Raw genomic sequence first — 22,708 nt, forward strand, 5'->3', positions numbered from 1 at the left:
TTGTGTTTGATAATTAGTCACATTTACCTAAATATACAAAATTTATGAAACTTGTTTTTGCATCAAATAACAAAAATAAAATTGCCGAAATTCAAAGTATTCTAAACGGATCAATACAATTATTAAGTTTAAAAGAAATTGGCTGTCACGAAGACATTCCCGAAACAGCAGCTACTATTGAAGGCAATGCGATCCTTAAAGCAGATTATGTAACTCAGAATTATGGCTATGATTGTTTTGCTGATGATACAGGATTAGAAGTTACGGCTTTAAACGGAGAACCGGGAGTTTATTCTGCCAGATATGCAGGGGAGCAAAAAAATGCAGATGATAATATGAATAAACTTTTAGATGCCTTATCGGATAAATCAGATCGCAGTGCACAGTTCAAGACCGTTATTGCCTTAAACCTAAATGGTAAGCAGCATCTTTTTACCGGAATTGCAAAAGGAAATATTACATTAAATAAAACCGGAAACGGAGGTTTTGGATACGATCCCATCTTTCAGCCTGAAAATTATAAGGAAACTTTTGCGGAATTACCGTTAGAAATCAAAAATAAAATTGGCCATCGCGGAAAAGCAACCCAGCAACTTATTGATTTCCTGAACACCACAAAATAATTGTTTAAAATACAACATTTTAAACCCGAAAAATTATATTTCCAGACGTATTTTTTTTCATTTTTCTTCCATTTCTTACCATAATGATTTTGAATCAAACATAACTTTTTGATAATCAAATCATAACAAATACATAATTCTTAAAATTGCATTAGTTTATCTGAATAATTAACAGTAATTTTGCACCCTATTTTAAAAATACATATGAATAAATTTGAACAATTAGGATTGAATGAATCGTTACTGAAGGCGATTTTAGATCTAGGATTTGAGAATCCGTCAGAAGTACAGGAAAAAGCGATTCCCCTATTATTGGAAAAAGACACGGATATGGTTGCGTTGGCTCAGACAGGGACAGGGAAAACGGCAGCTTTCGGTTTTCCGCTAATTCAAAAAATTGATGCTGACAACAGAAATACACAAGCATTAGTTTTATCGCCAACACGAGAACTTTGTTTACAGATTACCAACGAACTTAAAAACTACTCAAAATACGAGAAAGGTATTAATGTGGTAGCAGTTTACGGCGGGGCTAGTATTACAGAGCAAGCTAGGGACATTAAAAGAGGAGCACAAATTATTGTGGCAACTCCGGGGAGAATGCAGGACATGATCAACAGAGGTTTGGTTAACATTAAAAATATAGATTACTGTATTCTTGATGAAGCTGATGAGATGTTGAACATGGGATTCTATGAAGACATCGTATCTATTTTATCAGATACTCCAGATCAAAAAAGTACATGGTTGTTCTCTGCAACTATGCCACAAGAGGTTGCCAGAATTGCAAAACAATTTATGAGCGATCCGGTAGAAATTACTGTTGGAACTAAAAATTCTGGTTCTGCAACAGTTTCTCACGAATTTTACTTAGTAAATGCTCGTGATCGTTACGAAGCTCTTAAACGTTTGGCAGATGCTAATCCGGATATTTTCTCTGTGGTTTTCTGTCGTACAAAAAGAGATACTCAGGCAATTGCCGAAAAATTAATAGAAGACGGATATAGTGCTGCTGCTTTGCACGGAGATTTATCTCAGGCACAGCGTGATGGTGTTATGAAATCTTTCCGTGGAAGACAAATTCAGATGCTTGTTGCTACTGACGTTGCTGCACGTGGTATTGACGTTGATAATATTACTCACGTAGTAAACTACCAACTTCCTGACGAAATTGAAACATACAATCACCGTTCCGGACGTACTGGTAGAGCTGGAAAATTAGGAACTTCTATTGTAATTGTTACAAAAAGTGAGTTGCGTAAAATTTCTTCTATCGAAAGAATTATCAAACAAAAATTCGAAGAAAAAGCAATCCCATCCGGAATTGAAATCTGCGAAATTCAATTGTTACACTTAGCGACTAAAATTAAGGATACTGAAGTTGATCACGAAATTGACAACTATTTACCAGCAATTAACAATGTTCTTGAAGGTTTATCTAAAGAAGAATTGATTAAGAAAATGGTATCTGTAGAATTTAACCGTTTTATTGCTTACTACAAAAAGAACAGAGATATCTCTACTCAATCTGGAGAAAGACGCGAAAGAAGTGACTCTGAGCCAAGAGAATTCAATAATAACGGAGCAGTTCGTTATTTTGTAAACATCGGTTCAAGAGATAACTTTGACTGGATGACTCTTAAAGATTACCTGAAAGAAACATTAGACTTAGGTCGTGATGACGTTTTCAAAGTAGATGTAAAAGAAGGTTTCTCTTTCTTTAACACTGATCCTGAGCACACTGATAAAGTAATGGAAGTATTAAACAACGTACAGTTAGAAGGACGTCGTATTAATGTTGAAATTTCTAAAAATGACGGCGGAGGAAGACGTGACCACAATAACCGTGGCGGCGGACGTAGTTCTGGCGGACCAAGAAGAGAAGGAAACTTTGCTCCAAGACGCGAAGGTTCTGGTGGTGGATTCAGAAGCGACAGAAACTCAGCTCCAAGAGAAGGTGGTTTCAGAAGCGACAGAAATTCATCTGCTCCAAAAAGAGAAGGTGGTTTTAGAAGTTCGGCTCCAAGAAGCGAAGGTGGTTCAGACAGAGCTCCTAGACGTTCTGAAAGCTTTGGTGATTCACCAAGACCAAGAAGACCAAGAAGAGATTAATTATTTAATATCTTAAAATACAAAATCCCAAATTCCAGATATAATTGGAGTTTGGGATTTTTTTTACATTAAGAATCTTACTCCTAAAATGAGTTTTGTAATCTAAAACAATGTAATTTAATCTTCCTCATCCCTTTTTATTTAAATACAAAAAGCAACACCGCCGGCTTTGTTAATTTTCTGATAATTATATTCGGATACTTCGAAATATTTAATCCCTATTTAGTACTTTTAGTGCTTTAAATCAGGATATGAAATATTTCGCAGTTTTCTTTTTTATGTTATTCTCTACAATTGGCTTTGCACAAGACGTAGAGACAACAGTTCCACAAAGAGTTTCAGGTTACATTATCAATGACAACAGCAAACAACCTTTATCTGGCGTAAACGTTATTAATACAAATAAAGTACGGGGCGCAAGATCTGATGAAAAAGGATATTTTGAAATTGATGTTCAGGTAAATGATACATTACACTTTTCTATCTTAGGATTTCAATCCCTAAGAATCAGAGTAACAAATGACTGGATTAAAAATAAAGTAACCCGAATTCAGCTTACTGAAAAAGCAATTGCACTTGAAGAAGTTATCATTGCCCCTTTTAACCTGACAGGATACCTTGAAGTCGATTCTAAGTTAATTCCAACAAAAGAAAATTACCGTTACAGTATTTCCGGCCTTACACAAGGTTATGAAGCCGGAGAATATTCTCCAAACGCTTTTGGTAAAGTCCTGGGGTCTATTTTTAATCCTGCCGATGTGCTTTATGGTTTCTTTGGTAAAAACGGAAAAGAGCTGAGGAAATTAAAGGAAATGAAAAAAGATGATACGGTAAGAAACCTATTAGAATCTAAATACGATCGTGAAACCGTTGCCGTATTATTAGGGATTAGCAAAGATGAAATCCCGGAAATTATGCACCGTTGTAATTATTCGGATTCTTTTATCCAAACAGCAAACGATTTGCAGATTATGGACGCTATTAGCGCTTGTTATGAACAATACAAAGTTTTAAAACGAAATTAATACTATTATATAAATCAATCCTCAATTTATAATTGGGGATTTTTTTTTGGAAATATAATTCCTGTAAATCAGAATATTACATAAATTTACTTATAAAAGAAAGAAATAACTAAATCCTATTTATCATGTCAAAAGGTCAAGACGCAAAAAAAACAGCAAAAAAAGAACCTCTAAAAACTGCAAAGGAAAAGAAAGAGGAAAAAAGAGAGAAGAAAAATAGTCCAAAAAGAGACTAAGATTAGTTTTTAATTACAGTCGCAGTTTTCAGTTTTTAAATACCGAATACTGCGACTGCAAACTGAGACTTTTATTTTACCGGAATGTTCGAAAGAATTTCCAATACAAATTTCCAATACTTCTGAGCTGAAGAAATACTTGCTCTTTCATCCGGAGAATGCGCTCCGTGAATCGTTGGCCCAAAAGAAATCATATCCATATCCGGATAATTTGTTCCTAAGATCCCACACTCTAAACCTGCATGACAAGCCACAACTTTAGGTTTTTCATTATTTTGTTTTTCGTAAATATCTTTTAAAACTTCTAAAATTTCAGAATTTACGTTTGGTGTCCAGCCTGGATAAGATCCTGCAAGCTCCACTTCGCAACCTACCAATTCAAAAGCTGAACGCAATGAATTTGCCAAATCAAATTTTGAAGTTTCAACTGATGAACGCGTTAAACATCCTACCAAAATTTCACCATCTTTTACAATAACACGTGCAATATTATTTGAAGTTTCGACTAAATCAGCCATATCAGCGCTCATTCTGTAAACCCCATTTTGTGCTGCATAAATAGCTCTGATGATTCCTTCCTGAACACCTAAATCCATTACTTTTTCAGGCAAATCGCATTTCACGATTTCGATAGTAAGATTTGGTTCAGTCGTTTTATATTCAGCTTTAATATCGTTGATGATTTCCTGCATGTCAAAAATGTATGCTTCATCAAACATTTCCGAAATAATAACTTTTGCTACACTTTCTCTCGGAATTGCATTTCGTAAACTTCCACCATTAATCTCAGCAACCTGTAAACCAAAGTTTTCAAAAGCATCAAATAACAAACGGTTCATGATTTTATTAGCGTTTCCAAGACCTTTATGAATATCCATTCCTGAATGACCTCCATTAAGCCCTTTTACGGTAATAATATGTCCAACAGAACCTTCCGGAACTTCTTCTTCATGATATGTTCTTGTAGCCGTTACATCAATTCCGCCAGCACAGCCTATATCAATTTCATCATCTTCCTCAGTATCTAAATTCAATAAAATCTGACCTTGCAAAATCCCGCCTTTTAAATTCAAAGCACCTGTCATTCCGGTTTCTTCGTCAATTGTAAACAAAGCCTCAATTGCAGGATGCGGAATATCTTTGCTTTCTAAAATCGCCATTATCGTAGCAACTCCCAGCCCGTTATCAGCACCAAGCGTTGTACCTCGCGCACGAACCCAGTCACCATCTACGTACATGTCGATTCCCTGTGTATCAAAGTCGAAAACGGTATCAGCATTTTTTTGGTGAACCATATCAAGATGTCCTTGCAGCACAATCGCTTTTCGGTTTTCCATTCCTGGTGTTGCAGGTTTTCTAATGATTACATTTCGAATTTCATCTTCAAAAGTTTCTAAACCCAGATTGTTTCCGAAGTTTTTCATAAATTCAATTACACGTTCTTCTTTTTTTGAAGGACGGGGAACTGCGTTCAAATCTGCAAATTTATTCCAAAGTGCTTTTGGCTCCAGATTTCTTATTTCCTGACTCATATTTTTTGTTTGAAGTTTAACAATTAAGAGTCCCAAAGTTACAAAGTTTAAATGCTTTTCTCGTCACAAATTGCACGAATTAGCGCAAATTATAATGGCTTTGAAATTATACAAATCAGTAATTATCTAAAATTTGTGGAATTGATGGTCAACTTTTTTTAAACAGACAATATTGTAATTATTATATTTACGTATCTAAAAATTAAACTGTGAAACGAAAATACATTTTACCCCTATTTCTTCTTGTTCAGATTATCTTCTTAAGAACCCTGCCGTATTTTTCAGATTTTGTTGAAGGCTTTTACAGCAACAATTTATACATTAGGATTTCACACTTTTCAAGAAACCTTTTAGGCAAAATTCCGTTTTCTGTTGGCGACTGCATTTATGCAATTTTAATGATTTCTATTCTTAGCTGGTTTTGGAAAATCAGAAAAACATGGAAGACAGACTGGAAAGACCATCTTTTAAAAATGGTCGGTAAAATTTCTGTTTTTTACTTTTTATTTCATCTCCTTTGGGCTTTCAACTATTACCGCGAGCCCCTTTTTCAAAAAATGGAAATCAAACGGGAATATTCTGATGCCGATCTTTTGGCTTTTACAAAGAGATTAATTGTAAAAACCAACGAAATTCAGTACCAAATTACAAAAAGCGACACTGCAAAGATTGTTTTTCCGTATTCTCAAAAAGAATCATTCCGAATGATTTTGAATGGTTATGACAACCTGGCAAAAGAACATCCTTATTTTAAGTATAAAACTTTAAGTGTCAAAAAATCGCTGTTCAGCCTTCCTTTGACTTACATGGGATTTGGCGGTTATTTAAATCCATTTACAAATGAAGCCCAGGTCAATGATTTAATGCCCATGTATACTTTCCCGTTAACTACAGCCCACGAAATGGCGCATCAGATTGGCTTTGCCAGTGAAAATGAATGTAATTTTATTGGCGTTTTGGCATCGGTTAAAAATGATAATTTATATTACCAATATGCAGGATACAGTTTTACCCTGAGTTATTGTCTTAGCATCTGGCAGCATAAGGACGAAAAAATCTTTAAGGCATTAAAGAAACAAGTCAATATCGGAATTTTAAAAAATTACCAGGAAAGCTGGGATTTCTGGAAAAAATACGACACTTTTATTGATGAGGGTTTTCACTTCCTTTGGGATAGTTTCTTAAAATCAAATAACCAAAAAGATGGTATGGAAAGCTACAGCAAGTTTATAGATTTAACGCTGAATTATTATAAGACAAGAAAACTTTAATTCAACTGTAACAAAAATGATTTCATAACTACTAATACTTATATGAGCGAAAATCTAGAACAGTCATTTGTTGCGCAATTGCAGGCAAATCAGAATATAATCCACAAAATTTGTAGGTTGTATACTGCTGGAGAAGATGCTCATAAAGACTTGTTTCAGGAAATTACCATTCAGTTATGGAAAGCGTATCCTAAATTTAGAGGCGATAGTAAATTTTCGACCTGGACGTATCGCGTTGCGTTAAATACAGCCATTACCTTATATCGAAAAACCAAAAGGACCATATCTACCGTAGATTATGAAAGTCATCAGTATTTTGTAAAAGATGTTGACTATAATTATGAAGAAGAAGAGCAGATTAAACTGATGTACAAAGCGGTTTACCAGCTTAATGACATCGAAAAAGCATTAGTTTTTATGTATTTAGAAGATAAAGATTATCAGGAAATAGCAGAAACCCTAGGAATCAGCGAAGTGAATGCACGTGTGAAAATGAACAGAATTAAAGGGAAACTTAAAAAAATACTAAATCCTTAAAAATTATTATGAAAGAACTGGATTTACTAAAAAAAGACTGGAAAAAGAACGCCGATTCTTTTCAACAAATTTCAGAAAATGAAATCTATAAAATGATTCATAAAAAATCATCTTCTATTGTAAAATGGATATTGATTATTAGTATTTTGGAAATTTTATTCTGGACAGTCTCCAATTTATTTTTCAGCACTGATGAAATGCTGATTAAGATAAAACACCCGGAGATGATTTTTTATCTTGAAGTGATGACATATTTTAATTATGTTGTTGTTTTAATATTTGTCTGGTTTTTCTACAAAAACTACAAGACTATTTCTACTACGGAATCTACCAAATTACTGATGAGCAGTATTTTAAAAACACGAAAAACGGTTCAGTATTATGTATGGTATAATCTGGGAATGGCCGTAATAAGTTCTATAATCAGCTTTTTCATTGCTTTTGTGTACAATCCTGACATGACTTTTTTAAGGGAAAAAATAGCCACAAACGGCAAGGCAATGTTTGTTACAGGCGGAATTCTGGTTCTGGTTACTTTAGCCTTTTTAGGTGCGTTCTGGTGCTTTTACAGATTGTTATACGGAACTCTTCTACGCAGGTTATATGCAAATTATAAGGAGTTGAAGAAGATAGATTTTTAGTTAAGGGACTAAGGTTTTTTTAGGCTCAAAGGGTCAGAGGTACAAAGGTGCAAAGGTGCAAAGGTTTTTCAAATCTTAAACCTGAAACCTGAAACAAAAAAAACTAACTGCCTAATAATCCCATTTTCTCATTTGATTCAGTTCTTCCTGTATTTTTAATTCTTCAGCAGGAATCACTTTTAAAAATGACGGGTGTTGTTCTATTGCATACTCTACTTTTTCTACGATTTCGTCAATGGTGTCGTTCTCATAGTCAATATCAAGCGGTTCTTTGATAATAAAAGACTGAAGTATGCCTTTCTTTTTCATTCGTAACCCTTTTTTATCAAAAGAACGACGGAATCCGTCAATTACGATAGGAATTACAATAGGTTTGTGTTGTTTTATGATATGAGCTGTTCCTTTACGAACCGGCTTAAATGATTTTGTTGTTCCCTGCGGAAAAGTAATTACCCATCCGTCTTCCAAAGCAATTTTGATGTTTTCAGTATCATTAGGATTTACATCACGTTTTTCTGTCACATCAACCCCTTTCGCACGCCAGGTTCTTTCTACTGTAATGGCTCCCACATAAGCTAAAATTCTTGGTAATAATCCTGCCTGCATCGTTTCTTTGGCAGCAACATAATACAGGTTCATTTTAGGCTGCCATAAATAACCAATGTTTTTAATATTATCCTGACGCCCGCTTAAGCTGGCATTAAAAACATGAAACATCGCCACAACATCTGCAAAGTAAGTCTGATGATTTGATATAAACAGAACATTCGTATCCGGTAACGTTTTTATGATTTCAGACCCTTCGATCTGTAAGTCGTTAAAACCTCTATATCTTCTGTGAGTCATGGCACCCAAAATACGGATTAACCATTTCTTGATGAATAATATATGTCCGAAAGGATTTCGTTTAAACAATCCCATAGCTGTGTATTGTGTTTTCTAGTTAAGTCGCAAACATACAAAATTTATTTATTTAGCAAAATCTTTAAGCAATTTCAGGAACAAATCGTTATCGTAATGAATATCAAATTGTTAATTTATTGTTTTTGCAAATTTTGTTCAAAAGTTATTTTCAAAACCTCTCGTAATTCGCTTAATATCATCGCCGTTGCCCCCCACACGATATGATTTTGAATATTAAAGGCAGGAACGCGAATATTAGAACCGTAAGAAGTTGACAATGTGGCTTCGATGATAATTTCATCATCAAGGAAAACAGAAAGCGGCAATTCTATGACTGCAGCAACTTCCCGAACATCAGGATAAAATGAAAGTTCTTCTGATGAAATACCTAAAAAAGGATGTACCAAAAAATTACTCGGAGGAATAAACATCGGGCTGAATTCTCTGATAATTTTGATGTTTTCTGGTAAAACCCCAATTTCTTCATGTGTTTCCCTCAAAGCCGTTTCTTCAAATCCCGAATCTGTGGTTTCATATTTTCCTCCCGGAAAGGCAATTTGTGAGGAATGTACCCCATCGTAAGCATTGCGAACGATTAAAACCAGGTGTGTTTCTTTATTTTTAGGATAAAGCAGCATCATAACTGCGGCAACTCTGGGATTTAATGCATTTATATCTAAATTTTTTAAACCTTCTGCCCGCTCTTTTGGCGCCATTTTTAAGTGGGCTGAAGTGGCCGGCAATTTTACCGGAATTATATTAGGAACATATTGCAAAAAATCTTGAAAATCCATATTCAAAGTTTATTTTTGTACTTTCAAATAAAATATAAATATAGTCCAGAAAAGGCGTTTTTACAAGTTTTCAGGAATCTAAAGCCATAATAAATGTACAGTAGAGAAGAATCACAAAGGATAAAGAGGGAGTTTTGGGTGGCTTTCGCCGAAAAATACCCAAGAAAATGGGTGCTTTATGATACAAAAATTAAAGATTTCTCTTTTAAGTTTTTTGTGGACAATAAAAAAGCCCAGGTTTTAATTGATATCGAACACCGAAGCGATGAGAAAAGAACTGCCTATTTTGAAAAAATAGAGGCTTTAAGAAATATACTGGAAGAAGAATTTATTAAAGACTTGGTTTTCGAAAAAAACTACACTTTGGAAAGCGGCAAAACCATCAGCAGAATCTGGGTTGAAAAACAAGGAGTCGGATTCAGTAATAAAAATAACTGGGATGCAATTTTTGATTTCTTCAACGAAAAAATGCATGCCCTGGAAATGTTTTATCTGGAATATGATGAGTTTATTAAGGATATTGAATCTTAATTTTCTGAATTTAAAATAAGCCATAAAAACAAACCCGCCAGTTTTCAAAAAAATAGCGGGTTTGTTTTTTTATTAAACGGTAAAAATATTATAGACAACAATCTGATTATCATAATTAATATAAAGCTGTTTACGATAATCCTGTTTCTTTCGGGTGATTATTGATATTTTACAATCGGTTCCGTTATTGTCTTTACAGAGAAAAGAATAAACAATATCGGTATCATTTTCTTCCCTTTCTATATATTCTATAATGTTGAATAGCTGGATTTCCTGAGAATACACTACAATCCGGTGTTTATCTGTGTCCAGTATTACAGAAAGATTGACCAAATCGAGATTTGACCATTCGCCCCATTTTCCTCTTTCATTCTTTTCCAGCACGCTAAAACCGGATGTTTTAAAGCGATAAGACTGACTATAAGATTGCTGAAAACAAAGTCCCAAAAAAAGGATTAATATATAGTTACGTAAAATATTCATGTAATTTAGGGCTATTAGAACTCAAATTTAGCTTTTTCTTTGCAGGCAATTTCAAAATCGGTCATCATTTGTTGAATAATTTTCTCAACAGGCAAAATTTCATGAATAAGTCCGGCAATTTGACCAATTTCAAGTTCCCCTTCTTCCAAATCACCTTCAAACATTCCTTTTTTTGCCCTTGCTCTGCCCAAAAGCGCTACTAATTCTTCTTTTGTGGGACACTTTTCATACAATGCCTGAACATCCTGGTAAAATTTATTTTTAACCAATCTTACCGGAGCCAACTCTTTAAGAGTCAATTGCGTATCCCCTTCTTTTATAGTAACTATAGTTTCTTTAAAATTATTGTGTGCAGACGATTCTACTGATGCGGCAAAACGGCTTCCAACCTGTACGCCATCAGCACCCAAAACCATGGCAGCCAGCATTCCTCTTCCGGTTGCAATTCCGCCGGCAGCGAGAATCGGAATCTGAATTTTTTCCTTTACCATCGGAATCAATGTCAGTGTTGTCGTTTCATCACGTCCGTTATGTCCTCCGGCTTCAAAACCTTCCGCTACAATTGCATCAACGCCTGCTTCCTGCGCTTTTAAGGCAAAAATACTACTGCTCACTACATGAACTACGGTTATTCCTTTTTCTTTCAAATAAGCGGTCCATGTTTTAGGATTTCCTGCAGATGTAAAAACAATTTTTACACCTTCTTCCACCACAATATTCATGATTTCCTCAATGTTTGGGTATAACATCGGAATATTGACCCCAAAAGGTTTATCCGTAGCTTTTTTGCATTTTTGAATGTGTTCGCGTAATACTTCCGGATACATAGAACCTGCACCAATTAGCCCCAGCCCTCCCGCATTGCTGACGGCACTGGCTAATTTATAACCACTGTTCCAAATCATTCCTCCCTGAATTATTGGATATTTTATATTAAAAAGTTGCGTAATTCTATTCATTTAAAAATGCCGTTATTGTTTGATAATCTTTCCTGTCTTGTGAAAACCTTCGGCATCAAAAGTATAAAAATAGAGGCCGCTTTTTAAGGATTGCAAGGAAAGAATTGGATTTTGACTGGTAATTTGTTTTTCAATTACTTTTTGTCCCAAAACAGAATACACAGAGACTAAAGCTGTTCCTGTCTGTTTTGAAAATGAAAAAGAAATATCATTTTTTACCGGATTTGGATATACTGAAAAAATGTTCTCCGTTACAAAACTTTCTGTTCCCAAAGCAGAACCAAAATTCGGAATTCCATATCCGTAATTATTATTAGGAAGTGTATACCTGTCTGACGATTCTAAAATCATTTTTCGGATTTCTGTATTGGTTTTAGACGGAAAAGCCTGCCACAAACAAGCAACCATTCCTGCCATAATAGGGCACGAAAAAGAAGTTCCGTTTGCAGTTCCTATATTTCCCGTAGCGCCCGAAACTACCGAAGCGGTTCCCATTGCCATTATATCGGGTTTTATTCTGTTATCATAACTTGGCCCGGTCGAACTAAAGACTGATTTAACTTTTGATGCCATAACAGAACCCACTGCAAGCACAGAAGCCGCATCTGCCGGACTGCCAATATGTGGTTCCGGACTATCGCCTTCGTTACCTGCTGAGGCCAGAACAATCATTCCTTTACTAAAAGCAGCTTCAGCACCCAGAGAAACAAAATTGGTTATCCCGTTCATATCACTATAGGTATGATTGTACCTGGGTTCATCCCTGTCGCCAAAATATCCTAACGATGTGGTTATGATATCAACCCCCAGGCTGTCCGCTTTTTCGGCTGCTTCAACCCAAAGCGATTCTTCCAGCGGATTTTCAAGAGCGTTAATTTCTGTGATAAAAAGGTAATACGAAGCATCCGGAGCAGTTCCTATCAGGGCATTTTCTTTGTATCCGCCCATTGTAGATAAAACCAAAGTACCGTGATCGCCTCCGGTATAGAAATTATCATTTCTGTTTGTATAATCATAACCTCCCAAAATTCGTCCATTATTTCTGAGATTCTCAAAAGGCTGTGCTGTATTTACTCCGGGAAAACCGGCATCAAAAACTGCGATTATTTTTCCTGAACCGGTATAATTTTGCTGGTGTAAAACCTGCCCGTTAAGCATCTGGATCTGAGTTGCTGAGTTTCCGTAATTATAATCAACAGTGGTTTTAAGTGTTTTATTTGTTTTTGCAGTTACAGTTTCAGGAACTTTTTTTGAAGTATTTAAAGTCTTATCCGCAAAAACTACCTTACTCACAACAGGAAGCAGTTTTAAGGCATTAACATCAGCCTGATTACCGCGAATATGCAGGGCATTCAACCATTTTGACTGTGCCATAATGGTTATTCCTGCACTTGATTTTATCTGGTTTATATACGATTTCTCTACAGGAGCATCTGTAATATCCAAAGCAATATTTTGATTGATTCTCCGGTCTAAAGCTTTCTGCGAAAGCATTGTTAAAGGAGCATCTAAGTATTGCTGAGCGTTTGGTTTACCCGAAAAATAAACCCATGCCTCTTGTTGCGAAAACATCGCAGAAGAAAATAATAATAGTATTACTGTAAAGTAGTAGTGTTTCATATGATACTTTTTAAAAGGAATCCTTTCTAAAAAGTATAAAGCTAAGAAATTACTCCCGAACCAACTAATTCGTTATCGAAATACCAGGCAACAAACTGTCCTTCTGTGATAGCAGATTGCGGTTCGCCAAAACGAACATACATTCCGTCTTCAAATTGGTATAATGTTGCTTTTTGCAAAGGCTGTCTGTAACGGATTCTTGCCATTACTTCCATGCTTTCTCCGGCTTTTAAAGTCAAATCGGTACGAATCCAGTGCACTTCTGATTTTTCTATAAATAATGATTTTTTAAACAAACCCGGATGCTGGCTTGTTAAACCGGTATAAATAGTGTTTGTTTCAACATTTGTCGCAATGATAAATAACGGATCAGTTGTTCCGCCAACATTAAGTCCTTTTCTCTGTCCGATTGTAAAATAATGCGCTCCCTGATGTTTTCCCACTACTTTCCCCATTGTCGGAAGGTAGTCTGGTTTCTGAGATTCTAATTTTAACTCTTCTTCTAACGTTAAACCGGCTGGTTTTTCGAAATTATAAATCGGGTCATTTTTATCAATCTGAACAATTTTACCTTCTTTAGGCTGTAACTTTTGTTGCAAAAATTCAGGTAAACGTACTTTCCCGATAAAACATAGTCCTTGAGAATCTTTCTTTTCTGCTGTAACTAAATCCATTTCGGCTGCAATTTCGCGAACTTCCGGTTTGGTTAAAGCTCCAATCGGGAACAATGCTTTTGCTAATTGTTCCTGAGATAACTGACATAAAAAATAGGATTGGTCTTTGTTATTGTCCGCTCCGGCAATTAACTGATAAACGGGTTTACCGTCAACTTCGATTTCGCTTTTTTGGCAATAATGTCCCGTTGCCACATAATCTGCACCAAGACTTAAAGCAATTTTCATAAAAACGTCGAATTTGATTTCGCGGTTACAAAGCACATCAGGATTTGGAGTTCTTCCCATTTCATATTCGTTGAACATATAGTCAACGATTTTTTCTTTGTATTCTTCGCTTAAATCAACAGTCTGAAACGGTATTCCGAGTTTTTCCGCTACTAATAAAGCATCATTACTGTCTTCTAACCACGGACATTCATTAGAAATGGTAACCGAATCATCATGCCAGTTTTTCATAAAAAGGCCTATAACTTCATATCCCTGCTGCTGAAGCAAATAAGCAGCAACACTAGAATCTACTCCACCGGAAAGTCCAACAACTACACGTTTCATTTTAACTCCTTTATATTTTTATAAGGGTGCAAAGGTAAGTCAAAATCTAGATAATTACAGTAGTTTTAATTAGTTTATGCAATGCTTAAGTAGATAAAAGCTATTGCATTTTATTTTCCTCAATATACTTTTGATTTTGGGCAGTTTCTTCTTCTGTCCATTTATCAAAATCATCTTTTGAACAAATCTGATCAGTAAAATAATAATGGTTTTTATCCCTGGCATATTGGGTTGGAGTTTCAAATACGGAAGGAACCACTACAATTTCAAAAGAAGCTGCATCTGCTTCTTTAATTAATCTATTAAAATAATAAATCCTGTTGCTGTCCTGAGAATAAAAATATCCTGCCTGCAATTTATTCCATGTTTCCGGTTTTGCTTTCGGGAGTACCCGGCTTCCACAGAAGACAGACTTCTCATCAAAACCAAAATAGCCATCATCTAAAGATTGAAAAGATGCTGCATTGGCTTGTTTTATAATCTTTGCGGTGCCCTGAAAGTCGTAGTAATACACATTATTTAAATCCTTAGCGAATCCGTATGGTACAAAAGATTCAAATCTATTTTTTTTATTATTATTTGAGGGATAAAAAGTGATTCCTAATAATTTTTTACCGCTGTCACAAACTTCAAAAGTTTCCGGGTCAGCTTGTGGAATCAGACCTGCGAGCGTCCAGACATGAGATTTATCTTTTGCATATGCAAAATTCAGCACGTTAAAAGTGGTAACATCTGCCCCTTTTATCTTTGTATCTCCTGAATAGCAATATTTATTATCCTTTGCCCATGATCCGGGAAAATGTTCAAAAGAATCAATATCAGCATTTTTGATTACCATTTCACGAAAAAATACATTCTTGCCATCCGTCCAATAAAATGCTTTTTCATCGTACGCATTAAATTCCATTGCAGGTTTTTGTCCTTTCATTGAATATGTACTTTTTACTGCTTTTTTTCGGGCAGATTTTTTTTGGTTCCGCTTTTTTCAGAAATTTTATTGACATTTTTCGGATCGCTCATGTTTATTTCCTTAGTAAGTTTCCCTTTTACATAAAACTTCCAAATTCCTGCTTTTTTTCCTTTTAAAAATTTACCTTCAGAAGCTACTACTCCATCTGAATCATAAAAAACAGCGTCACCATTGTATTCATCATTTTTGTATGTCGTCTGCTCTAAGATAATTCCATTTTGACCGAATTTCTTATAAATACCTTCTTTCAAACCATTTACATAAACCATCTCTTCTGCTACTTTAGAGTTTGGATAATAAACAGTTCTTGCGCCTTCCAGCTTTCCGTTTTTATAATTTTCAACGGCCATAAGAATTTTAGAAGCTTTGTGATAATACTTCCATTCGCCTTCGTAGTTTTTGCCTATTACTTTTCCTTCGCTGACCTTGTTTTTGTTCTGATCATAAAAGATGTTGTAAGCACTTCCGTCATTGGCACTAAAGTCACGTGTTGCAATTACATCTCCTTTTTTGGTATCATCAAAAAACTTAAAGATTCCTGTTTCTTTTCCATGAATAAAAGTTCCTTCATAACGGGGACGTTTAGAAACTTCATAAGTTCCTTTCCACACACCGTCTTTTTTACCGTCAGCATCCAGTTTATTGAAGTCGGTTTGAGCATTTATTATTAAAACATTTAACAATGCTAATCCAAAAATTATTCTTTTTAAATTCATCATAAATTCAATTTTAAACTTAAACGACATTGTACTTTATAAAGTATATTACAGGTATAAAAAAATCCCGATAAATCGAGATTTTTTTATGAAATTTATTTTTTCTTATTTTGTGCTTTTGTAGCTTCCTGTTGTTCCATTACTTCCTGAAGACGTTGTTGAAATTTACTTTGCTTTTTAGGCTCTTTCAATTTGTTCTCCTGAATCTGAGCATGGATTTTATCTGTATCTACAATATAGTTTTTAATCACAAACATAATTCCGATTGTAATTAAGTTGGAAATAAAGTTATACAAACTCAAACCTGCACCATAACTATTGAAGAAAATTAACATCATTAATGGCGAAACATAAATCATGATCTTCATCATTTTAGCCATATCCGGCATCCCTTCCTGTTGAGGAGCTGCCATTTGCTGGTCTCCTGATGTCATTTTCATGTAAAAGAAAATTGCAATTGCTGCCAAAATCGGAAATAAACTGATATGATCTCCATATAATGGAATAGTAAACGGCAGTTTTACAACCGAGTCAAATGAAGATAAATCGTTTGCCCAAAGGAAACTTTTTTGTCTTAGTTCAAAAGCCGCAGGGAAAAACTGGAACGATGCATACATAAACGGAAGCTGAATCAATGCCGGGATACATCCTGCCATTGGGTTTACTCCTGCTTTGTTGTACAGTTTCATTGTTTCCTGTTGTTTTTTCATTGGGTCTTTCTTGAATTTTTCTCCCAATTCTGTAATCTCCGGGCGCAAAACTTTCATTTTTGCCTGAGACAGGAATGACTTATAGGTAATTGGCGACATAGCCAATTTGATAATAATAGTAAAAATAATGATTGCAATTCCTAATGACAATCCGATTGTTGAGCTTAAAAACCCGAATAAAGGAATAAAAATCAATTTGTTGATCCATCCGAAAATCCCCCATCCTAACGGGATAATTTTTTCGAAATTTTTATCGTAAGATTTTAAAACTTTATAGTCTGCCGGACCAAAATACAAATGCATTTTATAGTCAACCTCACCATTTGAGAATGCTAAAGGCAGATTAGCTCTGAATTGTTTTGTAAAAACAGTATCAATTTTTTCATCTTTAACTAAATTATCAGAATACAATTTTGAAGTCTCAAATGGTTTTTCTGAAGATAAAATAGTGGTAAAGAAGTGTTGTTTAAATGCTACATAACTTACTTTTACAGGAGTTTCTTCTTTTCCTTCTCCTTGTGGACTTACGTTATTGTATTTTGATTCTTCGTATTTGTAATCAATCTGAGAATAACGGTTTTCATACGAAATACTTTTTTCGTTTCTGTATGTTTTTAAATCCCATTGTAAATCTAATGGTTTAGAAGCATTCAAAACTTTATTCAATCCCTGGGAACGAACATCAAAACCAATTAAATAATCATTTGGTTTTAATACATATTTGTACTCCAGATATTCATTGGCACCTGCTTTTAAACGCATTGACAAAACCTGATCCTGACCCACTTTTTCTAATGTTGGCTCAAAAAACAAATCCTTTGAATTTAATGTTCTGTTGTCAGTTGTCTGAAACTGAATATTCAAGTGGGAGTTATTGTCTTTTATCAGTTCAACCAATTGTTTAGAACCTTTTTCAAACCTTTCAAATTCTTTCAGGGTAGCTTCAACAATATAACCACCTTTATTGGCGATTTTTAGTCTTATCTTTTCATTTTCAACAGTAGTAAAAGATTCTTTTGCTGAAGGAAGCGTAGCAGAATAAGCAAAACCACCTAACGTTTTTTGCAATTTCGCCAATTGAACTGTATCTCCGGGAGTTGTTGCAACAACAGGCAAAGCAGCCGTTTTAGTTTTATCCGTTTTAGCCTGGGCTTCTTGTTTAGCAACTAATTCTTTCTTGGCTTTTTCAGCAGCAATTTCCTTCTCAGAAGGTTGATTTTGATACATAATCCAAATCAAAATTCCAAATATCAATACAAAACCAATGATTGAATTAAAGTCAAATTTTTTTTCTTCCATTATTATTTAAAAAAGTTATTCATTAAAGGCTATTAGTTATGAGTTGATCTCAAAAGTTACATCTTCTCAGAATATAATTATTATTTTTTATGCGCATTTACAGCAGCAGCTACAAAATTCACAAAAATTGGGTGCGGATTAGCAACGGTACTTTTGTATTCCGGGTGGTATTGTACTCCAATGAAAAACGGATGATTTTCAAGTTCAACAATTTCAACCAATCCTGTATCCGGGTTTACTCCGGATGCAATTAAACCTGCTTTTTGCAATTCGTCTGCGTACTTATTATTGAACTCATAACGGTGACGGTGACGCTCCGAAATAGTTTTTTCTCCATATATCTTATACGCTAAGGTGTTTGGTTTGATGTTACATTTCCAAGCCCCTAAACGCATTGTTCCACCTTTATCGGTAATTGTTTTTTGTTCTTCCATCAAATTCACAACCGGATGAGGAGTTTTCTCGTTCATCTCAGTAGAATTCGCTTCAGCGTAACCTAAAATATTTCTGGAATATTCGATAACAGACATTTGCATTCCTAAACAAATTCCGAAAAACGGAATGTTGTTTTCACGTACAAAACGAACTGCTTCAATTTTTCCTTCAATACCTCTTTCTCCAAATCCGGGAGCTACTACAACTCCGTCAAGAGTTCCTAATTTCTCTTCTACGTTTTCAGCATTAATATGCTCTGAGTGAATAGAAATTACGTTTACTTTAGTTTCGTTTGCAGCACCTGCATGAATGAACGCCTCTAAAATAGATTTGTAACAATCCTGCATTTCTACATATTTACCAACCAGACCAATATTGACAGTTTGTTTTGGATTTTTCAGTCTGCGTAAGAAAGTATTCCAGTTCTTAAGATCCGGAGATGCTTTTTTAGGTAAATCTAATTTCTTTAAAGCCACAACATCCAATCCTTCTTCAAGCATTAAATTTGGAACTTCATATATTGTTGAAGCGTCAATTGACTGAATAACGGCTTCTTTCTTTACGTTGCAAAACAAAGCCAGTTTTTGGCGTAATTCCTGAGACAATTCGTGTTCTGTTCTACAAACTAAGATATCAGCTTTGATACCGCTTTCCATCAAAGTTTTTACCGAGTGCTGTGTTGGTTTTGTTTTTAATTCCCCTGCAGCAGCCAAAAATGGAACTAAAGTTAAATGAATAACGATTCCGTTATTTTCTCCCAATTCCCAAACCAACTGACGTACAGATTCTATATATGGAAGAGATTCAATATCTCCGACAGTTCCTCCAATTTCAGTAATAACGATATCATAATCACCTGATTTACCAAGCAATTGCATTCTGTCTTTGATTTCGTTTGTAATATGAGGTACAACCTGAACTGTTTTTCCTAAAAACTCTCCTCTTCTTTCTTTTTCAATAACCGAAAGATAAACTCTTCCTGTTGTAACGTTATTCGCCTGAGAAGTAGGAACATTTAGGAAACGCTCATAGTGACCTAAATCTAAATCTGTTTCTGCACCATCATCTGTTACATAACATTCTCCGTGCTCATACGGATTCAAAGTTCCCGGATCCACATTAATATACGGGTCAAATTTTTGAATAGTTGTACGGTATCCTCTGCCTTGTAACAATTTTGCTAAAGATGCTGCAATGATCCCTTTTCCTAATGAAGAAGTCACACCGCCTGTAACAAAAATATATTTTGTTTGATTCATTCTGTTGTTGTTTGTAAGTAGTTGTGTAAAAAACTTGGCAAAAGTACAAATTTAATTAGACAATTTATCAATTCGAGAATGAGATAATTTGCAAATTTTTAAACAGATCGATTACTTGGTTTTGTAATCGATAATTTTAACTTTTAATTAGAGATTTTTTTTGAGGAATGTCCTTAATTCTGACTTAAAATATTTTTGAGGAAGTTTTAAAACAAAATAAATATAAAACCAGAAAGTACCGGCCGTGTTTTTTCGAAGTAAAATAAATATTATCGCAAAGGCAGGCTTTTAAACAAAAAAAATATTATAATTTAAAAAACACTGACTTGTACACATTTATGAATTCAGGCTTGAATTCTGTGGTATCATTTTGTTTTTGAAAATTATAATATTTTGTATTTCAAACTTATACAAAAAAAATTAAATAGCCAAAGATTTTTCTTACTATTTAACAGGTTTCGGATATTGTTTCTTAATATTTCGGATTAACTCTTCCAGTCCATTTAATTTTAATTCGTAAATCAATTGTAACTGCTGGCCCAATTCTCCTTTTGGAAAGCCTTTATTATGATACCATACCACATAATATTCTGGCAGATCTATTAGAAAACGTCCTTCGTATTTTCCGAAGGGCATTTTGGTGTGAGCTAATTTTATGAGAAGCTTTTTGTCTTGTTCCATATTTTTTAAAGAAAAAGAAGCAAGATGAAAGAACATAGATTTTCTCTCCTCTTGCTTCTAATTATTTACAAAGCTATTATTATTTTTCTTTTTTATGCCACAGATTACAAGATTAAAATGTTTTTTTTTGCCACGAATTACACAAATTATCACGAATTTAATTTGTGAAAATTCATTCAATTCGTAACAGAAAACAGAATACCAAAATCTATGTGAATCTTTTAATCTGTAGAAAAAACTTAGAATCTTAGCATCTTAGAACCTTAGTAACTTTTTTAATAATGCCATCTCACGAAAGCTTCCATCGCAGCGTATGTTGCCAGACCTAACTGTTGGTACAATGCAGCTGTTTCGTGATTACGGTCTTCGGCTCTTTGCCAGAACTCTCTGGCATCTGTTCCCTGAAAAACCACTCCGTCTTTTTGTGACTGGTGTTTGAAGATTCCGTGGCGTTTTTCCAAAACCTGATCCGGGCTCATCGGTACGGCCATTTCTACTTCGTCAATTCCCCATTCCTGCCATGCGCCGCGGTACAGCCATAACCAGCAATCATCCATGAACGGTTTTGGTTTTAGCTCTTTTACCGCTTCAAAAATAGCATCCAGACAAACCTTATGTGTTCCGTGCGGGTCTGCCAAATCTCCGGCTGCATAAATCTGGTGGGGTTTGATTTTCTCGATTAAATCAACTGTTAATTGGATATCTTCAGCTCCGATTGGTTTTTTCTCGATAGTTCCGGTTTCATAAAACGGAAGTTCCATAAAATGGATCTGGCTGTCCGGCAATCCAACAAAATGGCTGGTGGCTCTTGCTTCTCCTTTTCTGATCAGGCCTTTGATGTAACGGACTTCGGGAATATCAATTTCGCTGTTTTTTTTATTTTTTAAGAAAGTAACTGCTTTTTCATAAATCGCATCGGCCTGAGGGCTTTGGATTCCGAATTTTTCATTGTAGTCAATTACGAAGCTGGCAAATCGCAGTGCCTCGTCATCTGCAACCGCAATGTTCCCTGAGGTCTGGTAGGCTACGTGTACTTCATGCCCCTGCTCCTGCAGACGCATAAAGGTTCCGCCCATACTGATGATATCGTCATCGGGATGCGGACTGAAGATAAGTACTCGTTTTCTTGCCGGTTCTGCTCTTTCGGGACGGTTGGTATCGTCTGCGTTTGGTTTTCCGCCGGGCCATCCTGTGATGGTATTTTGCAGTTTGTTGAATATCTTGATATTGATGTCATAAGCCGGGCCCGAGTCTGCCAGTAAATCGCTCATTCCGTTTTCGATATAATCGGCATCGGTAAGCATTAGGATTGGCTTTTTAAGTTTTAAGGCCAGGCCTAAAACTGCTTTTCGGGTCAGTTGGTCTGTCCATACTACTTTTTCTACCAGCCAAGGGCTGTTGATTCGGGTTAGTTTTGAAGATGCTTCCTTGTCCAAAACAAAAACAGCATTGTCATGCTCTTGTAAAAAAGAGGCTGGAATTTGGTTGGTTACTTCATCTTCAACTGATTTTTTAATCACATTTGATTTTCCTTCTCCCCAGGCCATTAGGATAACCTGTTTGGCTTCCATGATTTTTTTGACTCCAAGGGTGATGGCGGTTCTTGGCGTATTGCTTAATCCGGAAAAGTCTTTGCTTGCCGCCACTCTGGTGATATGGTCCAGTGCGACTAATCGTGTTTTTGAGTTTTGCAGGGATCCGGATTCGTTAAAACCAATATGTCCGTTTCCTCCGATTCCCAGAATCTGAAGATCGATTCCCCCCAAAGCTTCGATTTTGGCTTCATACTCGTGGCAGTAATCCGCAATCTGTTCTTTGGTCAGAAGTCCGTCGGGAACGTGGGCGTTTTCGGGTAAAATATCGACGTGATCAAACAGCAGTTCTTTCATAAAACGAACATAGCTGTTGATGGAATTGGGTTCCATCGGATAGTATTCGTCCAGGTTAAAACTGATTACGTTTTTGAAACTCAAACCTTCTTCTTTGTGCAAACGTACTAGTTCTGCATACAGCCCTTTTGGGGATGAGCCTGTTGCCAGTCCTAAGATACAAGGTTTGTTTTCTTTTTGCTTTTCCTTGATTAATGCGGCAATTTCTTTGGCAACTGCTTTTGATGCTTCCCCGGAGTTTTCAAAAACAACC

20 protein-coding genes are annotated in these 22,708 nt (G+C 35.4%); 7 read left to right on the forward strand and 13 right to left on the reverse strand.

The genetic code is table 11. From position 1 onward, the window contains the following. The first annotated feature begins 44 nt into the window (after positions 1-44). From DCO46_RS08575 to DCO46_RS08585, 3 genes are all read left to right on the forward strand, one after another. Entirely contained in the window at positions 45-623 is a 579-nt protein-coding gene (locus DCO46_RS08575) for a non-canonical purine NTP diphosphatase (RefSeq protein ID WP_116752147.1), read from the forward strand. 204 nt (positions 624-827) lie between these two features. Next, positions 828-2,735, forward strand: a complete 1,908-nt coding sequence (locus DCO46_RS08580) for a DEAD/DEAH box helicase (protein WP_116752148.1) — start codon at positions 828-830, stop codon at positions 2,733-2,735. Positions 2,736-2,986: 251 nt separating this feature from the next. Next, complete coding sequence (locus tag DCO46_RS08585) at positions 2,987-3,760, forward strand: carboxypeptidase-like regulatory domain-containing protein (RefSeq protein ID WP_116752149.1); 774 nt, start codon at positions 2,987-2,989, stop codon at positions 3,758-3,760. A 307-nt stretch (positions 3,761-4,067) separates the two neighbouring features. On the opposite strand, the gene DCO46_RS08595 is transcribed toward DCO46_RS08585, so the two are convergent. Continuing rightward, positions 4,068-5,528: an aminoacyl-histidine dipeptidase gene (locus DCO46_RS08595; protein ID WP_116752168.1), complete on the reverse strand. Its 1,461-nt coding sequence runs from the start codon at positions 5,526-5,528 to the stop codon at positions 4,068-4,070. Positions 5,529-5,737: 209 nt separating this feature from the next. Here DCO46_RS08595 and DCO46_RS08600 point away from each other — a divergent pair, with 209 nt between their 5' ends. From DCO46_RS08600 to DCO46_RS08610, 3 genes are read left to right on the forward strand one after another with little or no spacing between them, the layout of a single operon-like run. Beyond that, the gene (locus DCO46_RS08600; protein ID WP_116752150.1) at positions 5,738-6,799 is read left to right on the forward strand and encodes a DUF3810 domain-containing protein; all 1,062 of its coding nucleotides are present in this window, start codon (positions 5,738-5,740) and stop codon (positions 6,797-6,799) included. A 42-nt stretch (positions 6,800-6,841) separates the two neighbouring features. Then, positions 6,842-7,336: an RNA polymerase sigma factor gene (locus tag DCO46_RS08605; protein WP_116752151.1), complete on the forward strand. Its 495-nt coding sequence runs from the start codon at positions 6,842-6,844 to the stop codon at positions 7,334-7,336. An 8-nt stretch (positions 7,337-7,344) separates the two neighbouring features. After that, the gene (locus DCO46_RS08610) at positions 7,345-7,977 is read left to right on the forward strand and encodes a hypothetical protein (RefSeq protein ID WP_116752152.1); all 633 of its coding nucleotides are present in this window, start codon (positions 7,345-7,347) and stop codon (positions 7,975-7,977) included. A gap of 111 nt (positions 7,978-8,088) precedes the next feature. Here DCO46_RS08610 and DCO46_RS08615 read toward each other — a convergent pair whose 3' ends face one another. Next, positions 8,089-8,898 (reverse strand): lysophospholipid acyltransferase family protein, encoded by an 810-nt coding sequence (locus DCO46_RS08615; protein WP_116752153.1) that lies wholly within the window; start codon positions 8,896-8,898, stop codon positions 8,089-8,091. Between the two features lie 116 nt (positions 8,899-9,014). Further along, a complete protein-coding gene (locus DCO46_RS08620) occupies positions 9,015-9,674 on the reverse strand; it encodes an NUDIX hydrolase (RefSeq protein ID WP_116752154.1) in 660 nt (219 codons plus the stop codon). Positions 9,675-9,767: 93 nt separating this feature from the next. Between DCO46_RS08620 and DCO46_RS08625 the strand changes: the two genes are divergently transcribed. Beyond that, entirely contained in the window at positions 9,768-10,205 is a 438-nt protein-coding gene (locus DCO46_RS08625; RefSeq protein WP_116752155.1) for a DUF4268 domain-containing protein, read from the forward strand. A gap of 72 nt (positions 10,206-10,277) precedes the next feature. On the opposite strand, the gene DCO46_RS08630 is transcribed toward DCO46_RS08625, so the two are convergent. The 10 genes from DCO46_RS08630 to nagB all read right to left on the reverse strand — a co-directional run. After that, a complete protein-coding gene (locus tag DCO46_RS08630) occupies positions 10,278-10,688 on the reverse strand; it encodes a hypothetical protein (protein WP_116752156.1) in 411 nt (136 codons plus the stop codon). 14 nt (positions 10,689-10,702) lie between these two features. Beyond that, positions 10,703-11,647, reverse strand: a complete 945-nt coding sequence (locus tag DCO46_RS08635; protein ID WP_116752157.1) for an NAD(P)H-dependent flavin oxidoreductase — start codon at positions 11,645-11,647, stop codon at positions 10,703-10,705. Between the two features lie 12 nt (positions 11,648-11,659). Continuing rightward, positions 11,660-13,267 (reverse strand): S8 family serine peptidase, encoded by a 1,608-nt coding sequence (locus DCO46_RS08640; RefSeq protein WP_116752158.1) that lies wholly within the window; start codon positions 13,265-13,267, stop codon positions 11,660-11,662. Positions 13,268-13,308: 41 nt separating this feature from the next. Next, positions 13,309-14,496, reverse strand: a complete 1,188-nt coding sequence (gene mnmA, locus DCO46_RS08645) for a tRNA 2-thiouridine(34) synthase MnmA (protein WP_116752159.1) — start codon at positions 14,494-14,496, stop codon at positions 13,309-13,311. A 100-nt stretch (positions 14,497-14,596) separates the two neighbouring features. Then, on the reverse strand, positions 14,597-15,424 hold the full coding sequence (locus tag DCO46_RS08650) for a DKNYY domain-containing protein (protein ID WP_116752160.1): 828 nt from the start codon (positions 15,422-15,424) through the stop codon (positions 14,597-14,599). A 14-nt stretch (positions 15,425-15,438) separates the two neighbouring features. Further along, positions 15,439-16,185 carry a toxin-antitoxin system YwqK family antitoxin gene (locus DCO46_RS08655; protein WP_410503664.1) on the reverse strand — a complete coding sequence of 249 codons (747 nt, stop codon included), beginning with the start codon at positions 16,183-16,185 and terminating at the stop codon, positions 15,439-15,441. Positions 16,186-16,277: 92 nt separating this feature from the next. Further along, positions 16,278-18,191, reverse strand: coding sequence for a membrane protein insertase YidC (yidC, locus tag DCO46_RS08660; RefSeq protein ID WP_116752161.1), 1,914 nt, complete (start codon positions 18,189-18,191; stop codon positions 16,278-16,280). Positions 18,192-18,271: 80 nt separating this feature from the next. Beyond that, a complete protein-coding gene (locus tag DCO46_RS08665) occupies positions 18,272-19,885 on the reverse strand; it encodes a CTP synthase (RefSeq protein WP_116752162.1) in 1,614 nt (537 codons plus the stop codon). Between the two features lie 444 nt (positions 19,886-20,329). Next, complete coding sequence (locus DCO46_RS08670; protein WP_012024448.1) at positions 20,330-20,566, reverse strand: DUF3820 family protein; 237 nt, start codon at positions 20,564-20,566, stop codon at positions 20,330-20,332. Positions 20,567-20,841: 275 nt separating this feature from the next. Continuing rightward, on the reverse strand, positions 20,842-22,708 hold a 1,867-nt coding region (gene nagB / locus DCO46_RS08675; RefSeq protein WP_116752163.1), incomplete at its 5' end, for a glucosamine-6-phosphate deaminase.

The sequence above is a fragment of the Flavobacterium sp. HTF genome, from assembly GCF_003105115.1.
Classification (GTDB): domain Bacteria; phylum Bacteroidota; class Bacteroidia; order Flavobacteriales; family Flavobacteriaceae; genus Flavobacterium.

Coding starts and splice junctions, on each gene's coding strand:
- DCO46_RS08640 (WP_116752158.1), bottom strand. CDS start 13,267: ATGAAACACTACTACTTTACAGTAATACTATTATTATTTTCTTCTGCG.
- DCO46_RS08575 (WP_116752147.1), top strand. CDS start 45: ATGAAACTTGTTTTTGCATCAAATAACAAAAATAAAATTGCCGAAATT.
- mnmA (WP_116752159.1), bottom strand. CDS start 14,496: ATGAAACGTGTAGTTGTTGGACTTTCCGGTGGAGTAGATTCTAGTGTT.
- yidC (WP_116752161.1), bottom strand. CDS start 18,191: ATGGAAGAAAAAAAATTTGACTTTAATTCAATCATTGGTTTTGTATTG.
- DCO46_RS08665 (WP_116752162.1), bottom strand. CDS start 19,885: ATGAATCAAACAAAATATATTTTTGTTACAGGCGGTGTGACTTCTTCA.
- DCO46_RS08620 (WP_116752154.1), bottom strand. CDS start 9,674: ATGGATTTTCAAGATTTTTTGCAATATGTTCCTAATATAATTCCGGTA.
- DCO46_RS08610 (WP_116752152.1), top strand. CDS start 7,345: ATGAAAGAACTGGATTTACTAAAAAAAGACTGGAAAAAGAACGCCGAT.
- DCO46_RS08650 (WP_116752160.1), bottom strand. CDS start 15,424: ATGAAAGGACAAAAACCTGCAATGGAATTTAATGCGTACGATGAAAAA.
- DCO46_RS08595 (WP_116752168.1), bottom strand. CDS start 5,528: ATGAGTCAGGAAATAAGAAATCTGGAGCCAAAAGCACTTTGGAATAAA.
- DCO46_RS08630 (WP_116752156.1), bottom strand. CDS start 10,688: ATGAATATTTTACGTAACTATATATTAATCCTTTTTTTGGGACTTTGT.
- DCO46_RS08635 (WP_116752157.1), bottom strand. CDS start 11,647: ATGAATAGAATTACGCAACTTTTTAATATAAAATATCCAATAATTCAG.
- DCO46_RS08580 (WP_116752148.1), top strand. CDS start 828: ATGAATAAATTTGAACAATTAGGATTGAATGAATCGTTACTGAAGGCG.
- DCO46_RS08655 (WP_410503664.1), bottom strand. CDS start 16,185: ATGATGAATTTAAAAAGAATAATTTTTGGATTAGCATTGTTAAATGTT.
- DCO46_RS08585 (WP_116752149.1), top strand. CDS start 2,987: ATGAAATATTTCGCAGTTTTCTTTTTTATGTTATTCTCTACAATTGGC.
- DCO46_RS08625 (WP_116752155.1), top strand. CDS start 9,768: ATGTACAGTAGAGAAGAATCACAAAGGATAAAGAGGGAGTTTTGGGTG.
- DCO46_RS08605 (WP_116752151.1), top strand. CDS start 6,842: ATGAGCGAAAATCTAGAACAGTCATTTGTTGCGCAATTGCAGGCAAAT.
- DCO46_RS08670 (WP_012024448.1), bottom strand. CDS start 20,566: ATGGAACAAGACAAAAAGCTTCTCATAAAATTAGCTCACACCAAAATG.
- DCO46_RS08615 (WP_116752153.1), bottom strand. CDS start 8,898: ATGGGATTGTTTAAACGAAATCCTTTCGGACATATATTATTCATCAAG.